Raw genomic sequence first — 15,007 nt, forward strand, 5'->3', positions numbered from 1 at the left:
TTTCAGACGATTCTGACCTATCTGGTTGAGTCTGCAACAACGTCACCAGACCGTTACGGCAGGATGCTGCAAAGGCAACAAGTTCCCCTGCGCAGCAGGGTTTACGCATGATTTCATGCGGTGGTCTGGCGGGGAACCGGGGGCGATTCGGCCGCGTCGTAAGCCTGTTCTGGATCAGCGCGACTGATGCAGCCCCACCCTGGAAGCACATACAAAACGTCGAAGAACTGTTGTGGAGCTGGCTGCAACCAAAACCACAGCAACGGCGTCAACAGTTATGGATCGGTGTGTCCCGTGCGGGACGACACGGTGGGTCGGCAACAGTTCGTCGGTCCATCAGCTAGTGGATCCGTGTGGTCGAACGTCGTTCACCGTTCGTTCACTCGGGTCCTATTACTTGGGGAGCCACATGACCGTCAACAGCGCCAATCTAGCGGGATCAGGGGGCAGCAGTTCCCGAGCCGCTGTCGACACATCTTCCATCACGGAGGGGGCAATGACCGGCTGCATCGCCCGGTCGGACATTTTCCAGCACCGCCTGATGGAGGAACCGCCGCCCGCGTCCGCCACCCGGCGGACCCGTGAGCGGTACGAACAGCTCGTGCGGGAGGCGAAGGCCTTGTGTGCTTCGTGTCCGCTGTTCACCGACTGCCTCTACAGCGCGGTCGCCGAGCACGACGTCAGCGGTTTCGTCGCCGGGACCACTGCGGCACAACGGCGTTCGATGCGTAACCTGCTCGACGTCGAGGTGCAGGCCGACGACTTCGACCAGCTCGCCGGAGCCCGGGGGACCCGCCGGCCGGTCAGCCACGAAGAGGTGCTGCGGCTGCGGACGCAGTACCCCAACGACAGCCTGGAGTCGCTGGCCATGCGGCTCGGCTGCTCGCTGTCGACGGTGAAGCGCCACCTGCGCCGTGCACGCCGCGGTCAGAGCCCAGCGGCCAAGACCCCGCGGCCGCGGCCCGAGGTCAGCGCCGTCCTGGACGCCTTCGACACGGTCGTCGAGCAGCAGCGCCGGACCGGCAGCAGCCGGGTCGCCTGATTCCATACTCGGCCCGCCAGCGGACTACGTCACCGAAGCCCGGAAACCCTGGAAAGACAGGGTTTCCGGGCTTCCGCTTGCCTGCAGCAACCTCGGCGAGATCTGCCTGGTTGACCCACCAGCTTGTGGGTTCTGCACTCGGAACACGGGTGGCGAACCCACACATTGGTGGGTCCACCAGCGAAATGGGGCGGGATGGATCAGAACCAGCGGTTGAGGACGGCGGCGACACCGTCGTCCTGGACCGACTTGGTCACCTCGTCGGCGGCCACCTTCACCTCGTCCGGCGCGGACTCCATCGCGATCCCGAGACCGGCGTACGTCAGCATCTCGATGTCGTTGCGTCCGTCACCGATCGCGAGCAGGCCGGACGGGTCCAGCCCGTACTGCGCGAGCGCGACCTTCAGCCCGGTCGACTTGTCCACACCCTCCGGCGCGATGTCGAGCCAGGCGGTCCAGCCGACGAAGTAGCTGACCCCGTGCAGGCCAAGGCGTTCCGCCAGCTGGACGAAGTCCGCCTCCGACTGCTCCGGGTCCCGGATGATCAACCGGGTCACGGGTTCCGGCGCCAGTTCCTCGGCACTGACCACCCTGATCCGTGCGTCGTACCCGAGGTCGCCGTCCGGGAACGGCGCGGTGACCAGGTAGCTGCCGTCGTACTCCTCGACCGCCATCCGGGCGTTCGGCGCGTGCTCGCGCACCGAGGCGATCACCGTCGTCGGGTCGAAGGTCCGCTCGTCGACCACGTCACCGGACGGGAACCGCATCGTCCGCGCACCGTTGCTACAGACAACCAAGGCGCCGGCGGGCAATCCGAGCAGCTCCACCACCGGTCGCGTGGTCTGCCAGCCCCGGCCGGTGGCCAGAATCACCGGTACCTCGGTCGCGGCACGGCGTACCGCGTCGACCACCGCAGGCGACAGCTGCTCGTCATGGTCGAGCAGCGTGCCATCGATGTCCAGGGCAACGGCCGTCGGCCGCGCGGCGTCCGTCATTTGCCAACCGGTTCGAGGACCTCACGACCGCCGACGTACGGGCGGAGCGCGGTCGGGACCCGGACCGAACCGTCGGCCAGCTGGTGCGTCTCCAGGATGGCGACGATCCAGCGGGTGGTGGCCAGCGTCCCGTTCAGCGTCGCGACCGGCTGCGTCTTGCCGTCGGCGTCGCGGTACCGGATGTTCAGCCGGCGGGCCTGGAAGTCGGTGCAGTTCGACGTCGAGGTCAGCTCGCGGTACCGGCCCTGCGTCGGCACCCACGCCTCACAGTCGAACTTCCGGTACGCCGAGATGCCGAGGTCACCGGTCGCGGTGTCGATCACCCGGTAGCTCAACTCCATCTTGTCGAGCATCTCCTTCTCCCAGTTGAGCAGCCGCAGATGCTCCGCGGCCGCGTCCTCGAGGGTGCAGTAGGAGAACATCTCGACCTTGTCGAACTGGTGGACGCGGATGATCCCGCGGGTGTCCTTCCCGTGTGAGCCGGCTTCCTTGCGGTAGCACGACGACCAGCCGGCGTAGCGGATCGGGCCGCCGGACAGGTCGAGGATCTCGTCCATGTGGTAGCCGGCCAGCGACACCTCCGACGTACCGACCAGGTAGAGGTCCGGGTCGGCCAGCCGGTAGACGTCGTCGTGCGCGGACAGGTATCCGGTGCCGCCCATCACCTCGGGCTTGACCAGCGTCGGCGTGATCATCGGGGTGAAACCGGCCTCGACCGCCTGCTGGACGGCCAGCTGGAGCATGCCGAGCTGCAGCAGCATGCCGACGCCCTTGAGGAAGTAGAACCGGGAGCCGGAGATCTTCGCGCCGCGTTCCATGTCGATCGCGCCGAGCAACTCGCCCAGCTCGAGGTGGTCGCGCGGCTCGAAGCCCTCGGCGGCGAAGTCGCGGGGCTTGCCGACCTCCTCGATCACGACGAAGTCGTCCTCGCCGCCGACCGGGGCCTCGTCGGACACCAGGTTCGGCAGCGCGCGGGCCAGCTCGTCGAAGCGGCGCTCGGCCTCGTTCGCGGCGGCCTCGTTGGCCTTCACCTCGGCGGCGAGCGCCTTGGTCCGCTCCAGCAGCGCGGCCCGCTCGTCACCCTTGGCCTGGGCCACCTGCTTGCCGAGACCCTTCTGCTCGGCCCGCAGCGCCTCGAAGGCGGAGATGGACGATCGACGCTCACTGTCGGCCACCAGGATCTGGTCGACCAGGTCCGTACTCTCGCCGCGCTTGGTCAGGGCCGCACGCACGACATCGGGGTTCTCACGGAGCAGTTTCGCGTCGATCACACGATGAGGGTAATGCCCCTCGTCGAATCGTGGGTGCCCAGCTCCGGTGTCCAGGTAGGTGCATCGCAAGGCGGAGGAGGGGAGCGGTGCGGAGCACCGTGACCCGACGACAACGCAGCGAGGTGCCTGGCTGGGCGCCGGAGATGGGTGCCCAAGGTTCGTCGAGGGGCATTAAACGGGGCGTGTCAGGAGGGGCGAAGTGTATTCGGGATGATGTGGTTGACGCACTGGTCACTCGAGGGGGCACCGAGCGGGACATGAACCACCATCCACCCAGTCATTTCGGCCGTGGGCTCACGGTCGTGCTGGGTGCGCTGCCGTTCACCGTGATCACCCTGCTCGTCGCCACCGGCTGGGCGCCGCTGGAGCGCTGGGACCAGTCCGTCGCCGCCCGGGCCGCGTCGTACGGCGCCACCCGCCCGAACGCGGTGGACTTCTGGCACGTGATCGGCGACGTGTTCCTGCCCTGGGCCATGCGTGGGGTCATCGTGGTCGTCGCCGTCTACCTCTGGCACCGGCGCGCCCGGCTGCTGACGGTCTGGCTGGTGGTCTCGGCCGGGGCGGAGCTCGGTCTCGTCCACGCGGTCAAGCACATCTTCGACCGGCCCCGGCCGGCCGAGATGCTGGTGGAGAACGACGGCTGGTCCTACGTCTCCGGCCACGCGACCGCCGCGTTCGTGATGGCCGGCGCGCTGGGCGTCGTGCTGCCGTCGGTGCGCGGGTGGCGGCGCCGGTTTCGCCTGCTGGTGATGCTGCCGACGATCGCGGTGGTGTGGATCGCGTCGGCCGACCGGGTCGCGTTGAACGTGCACTACGTCTCCGACGTACTGGGCGGCTGGGCGCTCGGCCTGTGCATCCTCACCGCCACCTCGATCGGGTTCGGCCTACGACCCGGGCTGCGTCGGCGGCGTCGCCGTACCCCATCGGATGACGACGGTACGACGATCCCGCCCAAGGCCGCCGTGATCGTGAACCCGATCAAGGTCGGCGACGGGGTGGCGTTCCGGCGGAAGGTGACCCGGGCGCTGGCGGTTCGTGGGTTCGACGAACCGCTGTGGCTGGAGACGCGCGAGGACGACGCCGGGAACGCGATGGCCAAGCGGGCGATCGAGAACGAGTCGGACCTGGTACTGGTGGCGGGCGGCGACGGTACCGTCCGGGTGGTCTGCGCCGCGCTGGCGTACACCGGCATCCCGGTCGGGGTCATCCCGGCCGGCACCGGCAACCTGCTGGCCCGGAATCTGCACATCCCGCTCGACCTGGACGACGCGCTGGAGCGGGTGCTGGAGGGCCGGGACCGGCGGATCGACCTGGTCAAGGTGCACGGTGACGAGCTGGACACCGACCGGTTCGCGGTGATGGCCGGGCTCGGGCTGGACGCGGCGATCATCTCGGACGCGCCGCCGCACCTGAAGCGGCAGATCGGCTGGACGGCGTACCTGGTGTCGGCGGCGAAGAACATCAACCACCCGTCGGTGCGGGTCCGGATCACGCTCGACCAGGACCTGGTGATGGAACGCCGGGTGCGGACCGTCGTGGTCGGCAACGTGGGCATGCTGCAGGCGAACATCCCGCTGCTCCCGAACGCCCGGCCGGACGACGGCCTGCTCGACGTGGTCGTGATCGCGCCGCGGCGGGTGACCCAGTGGCCGATCGTCGTCTGGCGGCTGCTCACCCGGACGAACCGCACGGACATGTACCTCGAGCGGTTCACCGGGCGGAAGGTGGAGATCACCGCGGCAGTCGACGTACAGCGGCAACTCGACGGGGACCCGATCGGGCCGGGGCGCTCGCTGACCGCCGAGATCGAGGCCGGAGCGCTGGTGGCGCGGGTGCCGAAGCGCCGTTAGCTCTCGACGATCGGGCCGGCCTCTTTGCGGAGGGTCTCGATCGCCTCGTCCTCTTCCGGTGACAGCTTCGCCTCGCTCGCGAACGCCCGGATCTCCTTGGCGTACGTACGGGCGTCCGTCCGGCTGTTGATCGACGTCAGCACGACCCCGTCGCCGTTGTCGTCCAGCAGGGCCATCGACCAGGACAGCTTCCCGCCGGTGTCGCCGAAGGCGTCGTACCGGACCACCGCCAGGTGCTGCAGCGTCTCGCGCAGCTCCCCGCGGGTCACCTCGATCTCCTTGCCGAGCTTCCGCAGTTCGGACCGGACCGTGCCCGGCTTGGCCTCTGGTTGCTGCTGCTGCTGCGGCTCGGGTTCGGGTGACCGCGTCGCGGACAGCTTGGCCGTCTTGGCGGCGGCGGCCTGGCCGCGCAGCGCCTGGATGGCGAACACCAGGGCGAGAACCGCCACGAACAGAGCGGCGATTCCGAAAGCACCGGCTAATGTCGAAGACACGCACGGAAGCCTAAAGCATCTCTCGGCATACTTGAGTATTCAGATGATTGCAGAGAGTATTCGCATCGTGCGTTTGGGTGGCCCAGCAGCACGGGTGGTGGCCGGCGCCACGTAGATTCACGACGTGACACATTTGCCTGACCCAGGTCCCCAGCCGGGCGTACACAACCTCGGATACGCCCGGCTCGACACCGACCGGCTGGAGCGTACCGGCGATGCCGAGGTGGTCTACGGCGCCGGCAAGACACCCGCCCAGGTGGTCGAGCTGCTGCGCACTCTGCACGCCACCCACCCGTCCCACGCCGTCCTGGCCACGCGCCTGTCGGTGGAGGCGCAGGAGGCCGTTGCCGCCGCTCTGCCGACCGCAGTGGTCGATCCAGTCGGGCGTACGGCGGTCCTCGGTGAGCCGCCCGTACTGCGTGGCACTGTCGGCGTCGTGGCCGCCGGTACGTCGGACGCCCCGGTCGCGGCCGAGGCGGCGACCACCGCCCGCGTCTTCGGCGCCGAGGTGGATGTGATCAACGACGTGGGTGTCGCGGGGCTGCACCGGGTGATGGGTGTCCGCGAGCGCCTGGATGCCGCGGACTGCCTGATCGTCGTCGCGGGAATGGAGGGCGCACTCCCGAGTGTCATCGGCGGACTGGTCGGCGTACCGCTGGTCGCCGTACCGACGTCTGTCGGGTACGGCGCTTCGTTCGGTGGTGTCGCGGCATTGCTCGGGATGCTCAACTCGTGCGCGCCCGGTGTGACCGTGGTGAACATCGACAACGGATTCGGGGCCGGGGTGTTCGCGGCCCGGGTGGCGCGGCGCTCGGCGCCCCGCGTAACCAAGGAGAACCCGTGAGGATCGCCTGGATCGACTGCTCCGCTGGCGCCTCCGGCGACATGCTCCTAGGCGCCTTCCTGGACGCCGGCGCCGACCTGACCTCGGTGAACACCGCAGTAGCCGCCGTAGACCCCTCGCTGTCGGTCACCGTCGACCGCACCCACCGCCACCAAATAGCCGCCACCAAAGCCACCGTCCGGGTCGAAGGCACACCCCACCCGGAAAACACTCCGGACGGCGACGACGGCTCCGCGCCCTCCGACGTCCCGGGCACAAGCCCGGCCGACTCCGGCCACGGACATGGGAACGGGCACGGGCACGGACATGGGCACGGGCATGGGCACGGTGAGCAGGCTGCTGGGCACGGGCCTACCCGTGCCTGGGCTGATGTGCGGGAGCTTCTCGAGGGGGCCGAGCTACCGGAGGCAGTGCGGAGCCGGGCTCTGGACACCTTCGCGCGGCTGGCTCGGGCGGAGGCTTCGGCGCATGGGGTCGAGCCGGATGCGGTGCACTTTCACGAGGTCGGGGCGCTGGATGCGATCGCGGACATCGTCGGCGTCGCGGCGGCGTCGGTGTCGCTCGGCCTGGACCGGATCGTGGTGTCGACGATCGCGCTCGGCGGCGGTCGGCAGGTCCGCGGACAGCACGGCGGCATCCCCGTGCCCGGTCCCGCCGTACTCCATCTGCTCGCCGAGGCCGGCGCACCGGTCGTCGGCGGCACCGCGCCGTACGAGATGACCACGCCGACCGGCGCTGCCTTGCTCGCCACGCTGGCCGACGAGTTCGGCATGATCCCGCCGATGCGGATCACCCGGACCGGCGTCGGCGCCGGCGGCCGCGATCCGATCGAGGTGCCGAACGTCGTCCGCGTGGTCGTCGGCGAGACCACCGACCGGCCGACAACCGAGCTCGTCTACGAGACCAACGTCGACGACCTCGATCCGCGCCTGTGGCCGCAGATCCTCGCCCGCCTGCTCGAAGCCGGCGCGGCCGACGCCTGGCTGACCCCGATCCTGATGAAGAAGGGCCGTCCCGCCCACACCCTGTCGGTCCTGGTCAGCAGCACGAACGCCGACGCCGTCCGTCGCGTCATCCTCACCGAGTCCACCGCGATCGGCCTGCGCGAGTTCCCGATCAGCAAGCACGCCGCCGACCGCGAGTTCACCACCGTCGAGGTCGACGGCCAGCCCATCAGCATCAAGATCGCCCGCTACGACGGACAGGTCGTCAACGTCCAACCCGAGTACGACGACGTCGCCGCGGCCGCGGCCGAACTCAAACAACCCATCAAGACCGTCCTCGCCCGAGCGGTAGCCGCCGCCGAACCCCTCTGGCACTGACCGTCGGCGCTTCCGCGCCGCCGGTTCGGGGAGGGTTTCAGCCCGAATCGGGAGCAAACCCTCCCCAAACCTGGGGAAAGCCGGCGGCGCGGCCAGTCGTACGGCCACCACTGAGCATCACTCACCCCACCCCATGAGCAACCGCCCGGCCACGCCCGGTGGGTCGGCGTGGCCGGGTTCGCCCGGTGCGGTTCGGACCTGTCTACTGCGCGGGCTTGGCCTGGTTGGGCTGCTTGTTGCAGAACACCTGCTTGACGAGCTTGTCGACCGCCGTCGGGAAGGCGTTCGCCGGATCAATCGGCGCGTCGCCGGTGGTCACCCCGGCGGTCAAGGTCCTGCTGCCGTCGGCCGAGCTGTACATCAGCGACCCGTAGCCCCCGGGCGCACCACCGTTGTGCTGGTAGACGATGCCGCCGCAGTCCGGTCCCAGGTCCTGCACCCACAGTCCGAGGCCGAGGTTGTACGGCCCGGCCGGCTTCCGCATCTCGGCCAGCAGCGAGGCCGGCAGGAGCTTCCCGCCCATCAGCGCGGAGACAAACGTCTGGAGATCCTTGGTGGTCGAGATCATGTCACCGGCGCCGGCCAGAAGAGACAGGTTCTGGCGGCTGACATCGGCCACCTTCCACTCGTCCGCGTCCTGGTACCGGTAATAGCCGTGGGCGTACGGCCCCGGAAGCTGCGACCGGTTTCCCGGCACCGAAGTGCCCCGCAGCCCGAGCGGCCGCAGGATCCGCCGCTGCATCTCGTCGGCGTACGAATGCCCGGTGACTTTCCCGATCAGCAGCAACGCCAGCGTGTAGTTGGTGTTGGCGTACCGCTGGCTCGTCCCCGGCTCGAACCGCGGCGCCCTCGACAACGCCAGCCGGACCAGTTCCTCCGGCTGGTAGGAGCGGAACCGGTTGCCCACCCACTCCTTGCCCCCAGCGTCGATCCCCGACTCCCACTTCCCATCGGCGTCGACGTCGCCGGTGTAGTTGAACAACCCGCTGGTGTGCTGCAGCAGCATCCGCACGGTGATCCGCTTGTCCAGCCCGAGGTCGGGCAGGTAGCCGGCTACGGGGGCGTCCAGCCCGATCTTTCCCTCGGCGACGAGCTGCAGCACCAGAGTCGCGGTGAAGGTCTTCGTGGTGCTCGCGATCCAGAACCGCCCGTTCGTCGGAGGCTTCGCGCTCTGCCCCAGCTTCCGCACCCCCGCGCTGCCAACCCACTCACCTCTCTCATCACGCACCCGCAGTTGCAGACCGGCGAAACCAGCATCGACAAACTCCTGCGCGGCCTGCCCCAACTCCGGCCGATCCTGCCCAGCAACAACCGTCGCCCCGCCCACTGGGGCGTCCGCGGCGGCGATCCCTGGTGTCGCGGCACCGGCCACCAGCGTGGCCGCGAGCGCCGTGAGCCCCACTCGCCGGATGACCCGCCGGTGGGTGCGGCTGATGCCCTTGAACTTGTCATATGCCATTCGCGGCTCTGAGGCCGCAGTGTGTGATCCGTTCATGAGCCAAACGATCGCGGCCCGGCCTGACATCGAACCGCCAGCGCCCTGACACGGCCACTGACAGCATGACGCCCCGCCCCCACCAGTTTCTTTACCCGGCGAGACTAATGTGCTTGGGCTTCTTCCGGCATGGTTTTCTGCCGACGGCGCGGCCAGTCGTACGGCCACCACTGAGCACCACCGCGGCGCGCCCAGACGATCAGGCCGATCAGGACCGCCAGCTCGATGGCCGGGCAGATCGTGTCGCGCAAGCGGGCACTGAACCACTCCAGCGAGTCGGACAGGCTCGCGGCAACCTGGCGTGCGTTCGGATCTCGCCCGGGGACGTACGCGATCGCGAGCATCGTCGTACGGACCACCATGAGCCCGTCCACCTTCGACGCCGCGACCGCCGCCAGCGCGACCCAGGCGATCAGGTCGTACCAGGGCAGCGAGTACATGGCGGTCAAGATCCAGGCGATCGCATAGATCGCGGTGTACCGGATGGCGGCCGGCGTCGGGTCGTCCGGGTGCGTCTGCGGCACCAGTGACTTCGGGAACACCTGGGAGAGCAGGATCGCGACGACCACAAGCCCGAGCCACGCGATGATCGCCAGGAACGTCCGGACCAGCGCGCCCGGCAGGAACAGGTCGAAGAAGCTCAGCAGCACCTTGTGCGGCGTACCGGTGGAGATGAACGACGTCTGCGAGCGCGCCTGCTGGAACGCCTGCAGGCCGACGAACGCGTACAGACCACCCATCGCCAGCGCGCCACCACCGCAGAAGATCGCAGCCTTCCGCCGGTCCGTGTGCAGCGCCCACAACATCGCGACGCCGACCAGGCCGATCGACAGCTTGGTGCAGCCCGCGACGCCGATCAGGATGCCCGCCCAGAACACGTGCCTGCGGAACAGCACCAGCGCCATCACCGCGAACATCACCGCGATCGCGTCGTTGTGCGCGCCGGCCAGGACCGTCCACAGGATCAACGGGTTCGCCAGGCCGAGCATGACCACGCGCCGGCGGTTCGGCAGGTTGGGCCCGACCAGCTTGAGCAGCAGCAACCCGGTGACGACCAGGCTGATCGCGACCGACAGCTGCAGCATCCAGACCGTCAGCTGCATCGAGTCGCCGCCGACCAGCGACGAGATCCACTGGATCCAGGTCGCGATCGGCCCGTAGACGCTGCGCGCGCCCTGCCACGGCCGCTCGGTCGCCGCGATCACCGGGTCGTACCCGAGCCGGATCGTGTCCGCCGGCGCGGTCGTGTACGGGTCGCCGCCGAGCGACATGATCCGGCCGTACGCCGCGTAGATCAGGACGTCACCGGATGCCATCGGCGGGACCAGCGTGATGGCCGCCGTCGTACCTATGCCCAGGGCAATCAAACGGTCGATCCGCGGCGCCCAGCCGTGTTTCAGTGCCCTGGTCGCCAGGAAGACGCCGTACCCACCGAGCAGGATGGCGACGTAGATCATCGTCGTCACGAGCCAGTCGTTCGGCTTCGTGTCGAACCAGTACGACGGAAGCCAGGCGTGCCGGTTCGTCAATGTCAGCACGACCACGGACGGGCCGAGCAGGCCGGCCGCGACGATGAGCGTCGTACAGGCTAGATACAGCGCGACCGCACGGCGGCCGTAACGCTGCGCCAGCCGCTGGTCGGTCGTCTCGATGCTGGTGTCGCCGGAATCGCTGGCACTCATTGGGACGACTTCCGCGGGAACAGACTGCGCAGCGACAGACCGCCCGTCGCGGGCAGGGCGCTGCGCGCGGCGAGGGCGCGGCGTACGTGCAGGTACTGACGGCCGCGGTGCAGTTGACCGCGCAGATCCGTGCCGGTGGCCCGGTGCTTGACGTCGATCGGCACCTCGAGGATGCGGAAGCCCTTCCGGCCGAGGTCGATGCTCAGCGCGGTCTCGACGCCGAAGCCGGCCGCGAGCGGCACCGCGGCGTCGAACGCGACCCGGCTCAGGCAGCGCTGACCGGACAGCGGTTGCTCCGGCGCCCAGCCGGTCGCCTCCTCGATCCCCGCCCGCGCCAGCCGGACGACGAACCCGTGCCCGCCGGCCTTGGCGCCGTCCGCGCGCACCTGGACCGGCAGCGTCCCGATGGTCATGTCCGCCCTGCCGGTCTGCACCGGCTCGATCAGCGGCGCCGCCGCGGTCGCGGAGTCGGTCAGGTCGGCGTCGAGGAAGAGCAGGTGCCGCGCTCGCGCACCGTCCCGCTCCGCGACCGCCGCCGCTCCGGTCTCCATCGCCGCCGCCTTCCCCCGGTTCCGCTCGTGCCGGACGACGACCGCCCCGGCGCGCTCGGCGGCCTCCGCCGTACCGTCCGCCGAGCCGTCGTCCACGACCACGACCAGGTCCACCCCGATGATCTTGTGCACCGCGTCCACCGTGGCCGCGATCCGGTCCGCTTCGTCCTTCGCCGGGATCACACAGGCGACGGCTCGCTCGAACGGCTCGGAAGGCAGGTCATGACCGGACACAGCACCGCAGCCTAGTTCCTTCGCAGCCGATCGACCTCGTCAGTTCCGGCGGCTGTGGATATCTCGTCCTTTCGAACGACCTGTGGAAAACCTCGGAGCCCGGGACGCCGATCACGGCATCTTCTCTGCCGAGAGCCGGCCGCTGTCCGGCCCCGAGTTTGGAGGTTGAGGGATATTGTCGGACAATCAGACACATTGGAGCGGCACTCCGCGCGTAGGACGCGGCTGCCGTAGCGTGGTTGGGACGACCGGAGAAGGGACAGGCGGATGACCGAGGCTCAGGGAGTCGACCAGGCGTACGGCGTCGACAGCGAGGTCGGGCCGCTGCGGACCGTGATGCTGCACCGGCCGGGCAACGAGCTCCGCCGGCTGACTCCGCGGAACAACGACAAACTGCTGTTCGACGGCATCCCGTGGGTCGGCCGGGCGCAGGACGAGCACGACGCGTTCGCGCAGGTGCTGCGCGACCGCGATGTCGAGGTGCTGTACCTCGGCGAGCTGCTGGCGGAGGCGCTGAGCGACCCCGAGGCTCGGTCGCTCGCGGTCACCGGGGCCACCGCGGATCTCCGGCTCGGCGACACGCTGCGCGACTACCTCCACCTGGCACTGAGCGACCTCGATCCGGCGGGACTGGCCGAAGCGCTGATGGCCGGCGTCCGGAACGACGAGGTCCGGGCCGGCGGTCTGGTCACGTCACTGCTGGCCCATGAGGACTTCCTGATCGACCCGTTGCCGAACCTGCTGTTCACCCGCGACTCGAGTGTGTGGATCCGGGACTCGGTCGCGGTCACCTCGCTCGCGATGCCGGCCCGGGTGCGCGAGACGCAGCTGACCGAGCTGATCTACACCTTCCATCCGCGGTTCGCCGGGGCGGACACGGTGTACGGCCACCAGCTCGAACACGTCGAAGGCGGTGACGTCCTCGCGCTCGGTCCCGGCGTACTCGCTGTCGGTGTCGGTGAGCGAACGACACCGGCGGGGGTCGAGCGGCTGGCGCGGCGCGTGTTCGCGAAGGATCTGGCGCACACCGTGCTCGCGGTGCCGATCGCCCAGCAGCGCGCGACGATGCACCTCGACACCGTCTGCACGATGGTCGACGTCGACGCCGTGCTGATGTATCCGAACATGGCCGAGGAGATGCGCGCGCACGCGGTCACCACCGACGGCGAGAAGTTGTACGTTGCCGAGCCCGAGCCCTTCCTGGTAGCGGCGGCGAAGGCCCTCGGCATCGACACACTCCGGCGCATCGACACCGGTCTGGACCCAGTCACCGCCGAGCGCGAGCAGTGGGACGACGGGAACAACACGCTCGCGGTCGCGCCGCGGGTGTGCATCGCCTACGAGCGCACAGTGGAGACGAACGCGCGCCTGGAGGAGTCCGGGATCGAGGTCATCCGCATCTCCGGTTCCGAGCTCGGCTCCGGTCGGGGTGGTCCTCGCTGCATGTCCTGTCCGGTCCTCCGCGCCCCGCTGGCCGGGGTCTGAGAGCGCCAATTGGTCTACTCCGCCGGCCACGTGAGCCCAACGACACGCGGAGTGAAATCGGGGCTTGTGGCGGAAGACCAACCTGAGTACTCTTCATGCCTAGGCCCAGGCCCTGTTGCTCCCCCGTCAGCAGGACTTGGGCCGTCCACTTTCTCCCCGGTAGCAGGCATTTCCAGCCTCCCGAACCCATCCCTTGCCCAAGGCCCCGATCGGCCTAGACCACATCGGTTGCCCATCGCATCTAATCGGGCACACGAAACACCCGGCCGTGCTGCCGCACGACCGGGTGCCGGGTGGAGCTGGGTCAGCGGATGGTGAGCTGGCGGCTGGCCAGACCCGCCCGGGCGGCGCGTTCTTGGGTGCTGAGTGGCGCTCCGGTGGCAAGCGCCTTCTCGAGGGCCACGGCGAAGTCGGCGGCCGGCTTTTCCACGTCGGCGGCTTCGGCGTCGGCAGGGAGCTCCCAGACCGGCGCGAGTACGCCGAGGGCACGGAAGGAACCGATCAGCCGGCTGCCTTCGGTCAGAGCGGACGAGCCGGCCGCATGCAGACGGGCCAGCGCATCCAGCAGCGTGTCCTCACTGTGCGGCATCACCCAGCGCAGATACCGCCGGTCGCCGATCTGCGTCCAGTAGGCCGCCTCCACCGACTCGAGACGCACGGTCGGGGCGGCTGCCGCGTTCGCCCGCTCCAGGCCGGCGGCGACCTCGCCCGTCGGGTCATCGACGTTCTCGCCGACCCAGAAGTCGAACCCCTCGTGCACCTTGACCTCGATCGGCTTCGAGGTGTCGATCAGGTCCTGCAGCCGCGGACCGTCCTTCAGCAGGTCGCCCAGCTGGATCGGGTTGCCCGGCTCGGTCGTCAGCGCCGCGGTGATCGCGTGCCCGAGGTCGCGGCTCGGGTCACCGGACGACGCGTGCGTCTGCAGGCCGATCCAGATCGACTCGTCGTCGCGTACCAGTCCCGGCATCGCCATCGGCAGCAGGGTGACGAGGTTGACCACCTTGCCCGCGTTCTCGCCGGCCAGCTCGACCTGCGCCGTACCCGCCGGGACGATCTCACGGAACGCGATCAGGTCACACTCGGCCGGCAGACCCTCGAACGGCCGCACCACGAACGAGTCCGCCGTCTGCGCCCGCTCCCGCCCGTGGCACTGCTTGAAGCGCTTCCCCGACCCGCACGGGCACGGCTCGCGCGGCCCGACATCCACCAGGTCGGCCGGGTCCAGCGTGACGGTCGTCGTGTTCTTCGCGCGCTGCCGCGACTTCTTTCCCATACCCCGCAGTCTTGCAGCCCTCCACCCCGAACATCCAACCGGAAACCGGGCGGGTGGGGTCAGCTCGGGATGATCGCGTGGACAGTGCGGTGGTTGGAGGCGGTGCGGACGCCCCAGGCAGAGGTGAGGACGTCGACGATGGCCAGGCCGCGACCACCGATGGACTCGGGGTGGGCGTCGCTGATGCGCTGCGGTTCGGTGTCGCCGCAGCCGTCGGTCACCTCGACGTGGATACCGGCCTTGTCGATCCACCAGGCGGCGCGGACCTCGCCGGCGGGCAGCGGCGGCGCGTACCGGATCGCGTTCGAGAGCAGTTCGGACAGGACGAGCTGGGCGTCGTCACGGGCGGTTTGGGCGACCCGGAAGCGCTTGAGGTAGGCGGCCAGACGGCGACGGGCATCCGCTACCGCAGACACTTCGTGCGGCAGTACGACGTCCACAACGCTCACGTCAGCAGGCAGGGTCGCGG

13 protein-coding genes are annotated in these 15,007 nt (G+C 69.3%); 5 read left to right on the forward strand and 8 right to left on the reverse strand.

Annotated features, from left to right (window positions below):
* The first annotated feature begins 496 nt into the window (after window positions 1–496).
* Window positions 497–1,042, forward strand: a complete 546-nt coding sequence (locus tag AB0F43_RS18410; RefSeq protein WP_360477604.1) for a WhiB family transcriptional regulator — start codon at window positions 497–499, stop codon at window positions 1,040–1,042.
* A gap of 200 nt (window positions 1,043–1,242) precedes the next feature.
* On the opposite strand, the gene AB0F43_RS18415 is transcribed toward AB0F43_RS18410, so the two are convergent.
* Both AB0F43_RS18415 and serS read right to left on the reverse strand, forming a co-directional pair.
* Complete coding sequence (locus AB0F43_RS18415) at window positions 1,243–2,037, reverse strand: HAD family hydrolase (protein ID WP_360477607.1); 795 nt, start codon at window positions 2,035–2,037, stop codon at window positions 1,243–1,245.
* Complete coding sequence (gene serS / locus AB0F43_RS18420) at window positions 2,034–3,308, reverse strand: serine--tRNA ligase (RefSeq protein ID WP_360477610.1); 1,275 nt, start codon at window positions 3,306–3,308, stop codon at window positions 2,034–2,036. The genes AB0F43_RS18415 and serS overlap by 4 nt, the downstream gene beginning before the upstream one ends.
* 257 nt (window positions 3,309–3,565) lie before the next feature.
* Here serS and AB0F43_RS18425 point away from each other — a divergent pair, with 257 nt between their 5' ends.
* Window positions 3,566–5,158 (forward strand): diacylglycerol kinase family protein, encoded by a 1,593-nt coding sequence (locus AB0F43_RS18425; RefSeq protein ID WP_360477613.1) that lies wholly within the window; start codon window positions 3,566–3,568, stop codon window positions 5,156–5,158.
* Here AB0F43_RS18425 and AB0F43_RS18430 read toward each other — a convergent pair.
* Window positions 5,155–5,652, reverse strand: coding sequence for a DUF4446 family protein (locus AB0F43_RS18430; protein WP_360477616.1), 498 nt, complete (start codon window positions 5,650–5,652; stop codon window positions 5,155–5,157). The two genes, AB0F43_RS18425 and AB0F43_RS18430, sit on opposite strands and share 4 nt — an antisense overlap.
* A gap of 124 nt (window positions 5,653–5,776) precedes the next feature.
* On the opposite strand from AB0F43_RS18430, the gene larB reads away from it, so the two are divergent.
* Both larB and larC read left to right on the forward strand, forming a co-directional pair.
* On the forward strand, window positions 5,777–6,496 hold the full coding sequence (gene larB, locus AB0F43_RS18435) for a nickel pincer cofactor biosynthesis protein LarB (protein ID WP_360477618.1): 720 nt from the start codon (window positions 5,777–5,779) through the stop codon (window positions 6,494–6,496).
* The gene (gene larC, locus AB0F43_RS18440) at window positions 6,493–7,818 is read left to right on the forward strand and encodes a nickel pincer cofactor biosynthesis protein LarC (RefSeq protein WP_360477621.1); all 1,326 of its coding nucleotides are present in this window, start codon (window positions 6,493–6,495) and stop codon (window positions 7,816–7,818) included. The genes larB and larC overlap by 4 nt, the downstream gene beginning before the upstream one ends.
* A 202-nt stretch (window positions 7,819–8,020) precedes the next feature.
* On the opposite strand, the gene AB0F43_RS18445 is transcribed toward larC, so the two are convergent.
* The 3 genes from AB0F43_RS18445 to AB0F43_RS18455 form a co-directional block, all read right to left on the reverse strand.
* Window positions 8,021–9,277, reverse strand: a complete 1,257-nt coding sequence (locus AB0F43_RS18445; RefSeq protein ID WP_360477624.1) for a serine hydrolase domain-containing protein — start codon at window positions 9,275–9,277, stop codon at window positions 8,021–8,023.
* A gap of 140 nt (window positions 9,278–9,417) precedes the next feature.
* On the reverse strand, window positions 9,418–10,995 hold the full coding sequence (locus tag AB0F43_RS18450) for a DUF2029 domain-containing protein (protein ID WP_360477627.1): 1,578 nt from the start codon (window positions 10,993–10,995) through the stop codon (window positions 9,418–9,420).
* Complete coding sequence (locus tag AB0F43_RS18455; protein ID WP_360477630.1) at window positions 10,992–11,780, reverse strand: glycosyltransferase; 789 nt, start codon at window positions 11,778–11,780, stop codon at window positions 10,992–10,994. The genes AB0F43_RS18450 and AB0F43_RS18455 overlap by 4 nt, the downstream gene beginning before the upstream one ends.
* 267 nt (window positions 11,781–12,047) lie before the next feature.
* Between AB0F43_RS18455 and AB0F43_RS18460 the strand changes: the two genes are divergently transcribed.
* On the forward strand, window positions 12,048–13,265 hold the full coding sequence (locus AB0F43_RS18460) for an arginine deiminase (protein WP_360477633.1): 1,218 nt from the start codon (window positions 12,048–12,050) through the stop codon (window positions 13,263–13,265).
* A 304-nt stretch (window positions 13,266–13,569) separates the two neighbouring features.
* Here the strand turns inward: AB0F43_RS18460 and AB0F43_RS18465 are convergent, their stop codons facing one another.
* Both AB0F43_RS18465 and AB0F43_RS18470 read right to left on the reverse strand, forming a co-directional pair.
* On the reverse strand, window positions 13,570–14,538 hold the full coding sequence (locus AB0F43_RS18465; protein WP_360477635.1) for a DUF5926 family protein: 969 nt from the start codon (window positions 14,536–14,538) through the stop codon (window positions 13,570–13,572).
* Window positions 14,539–14,597: 59 nt separating this feature from the next.
* Window positions 14,598–14,987 carry an ATP-binding protein gene (locus tag AB0F43_RS18470; protein WP_360477638.1) on the reverse strand — a complete coding sequence of 130 codons (390 nt, stop codon included), beginning with the start codon at window positions 14,985–14,987 and terminating at the stop codon, window positions 14,598–14,600.
* Between the last annotated feature and the right edge of the window lie 20 nt (window positions 14,988–15,007).

Source organism: Kribbella sp. NPDC023972 (assembly GCF_040639075.1).
Lineage (GTDB): Bacteria > Actinomycetota > Actinomycetes > Propionibacteriales > Kribbellaceae > Kribbella.

Excerpts from the sequence above, each read along its gene's own strand:
- AB0F43_RS18410 (WP_360477604.1), top strand. The coding sequence starts at position 497 with ATGACCGGCTGCATCGCCCGGTCGGACATTTTCCAGCACCGCCTGATG.
- AB0F43_RS18425 (WP_360477613.1), top strand. The coding sequence starts at position 3,566 with ATGAACCACCATCCACCCAGTCATTTCGGCCGTGGGCTCACGGTCGTG.
- AB0F43_RS18465 (WP_360477635.1), bottom strand. The coding sequence starts at position 14,538 with ATGGGAAAGAAGTCGCGGCAGCGCGCGAAGAACACGACGACCGTCACG.
- AB0F43_RS18415 (WP_360477607.1), bottom strand. The coding sequence starts at position 2,037 with ATGACGGACGCCGCGCGGCCGACGGCCGTTGCCCTGGACATCGATGGC.
- AB0F43_RS18460 (WP_360477633.1), top strand. The coding sequence starts at position 12,048 with ATGACCGAGGCTCAGGGAGTCGACCAGGCGTACGGCGTCGACAGCGAG.
- AB0F43_RS18450 (WP_360477627.1), bottom strand. The coding sequence starts at position 10,995 with ATGAGTGCCAGCGATTCCGGCGACACCAGCATCGAGACGACCGACCAG.
- AB0F43_RS18445 (WP_360477624.1), bottom strand. The coding sequence starts at position 9,277 with ATGGCATATGACAAGTTCAAGGGCATCAGCCGCACCCACCGGCGGGTC.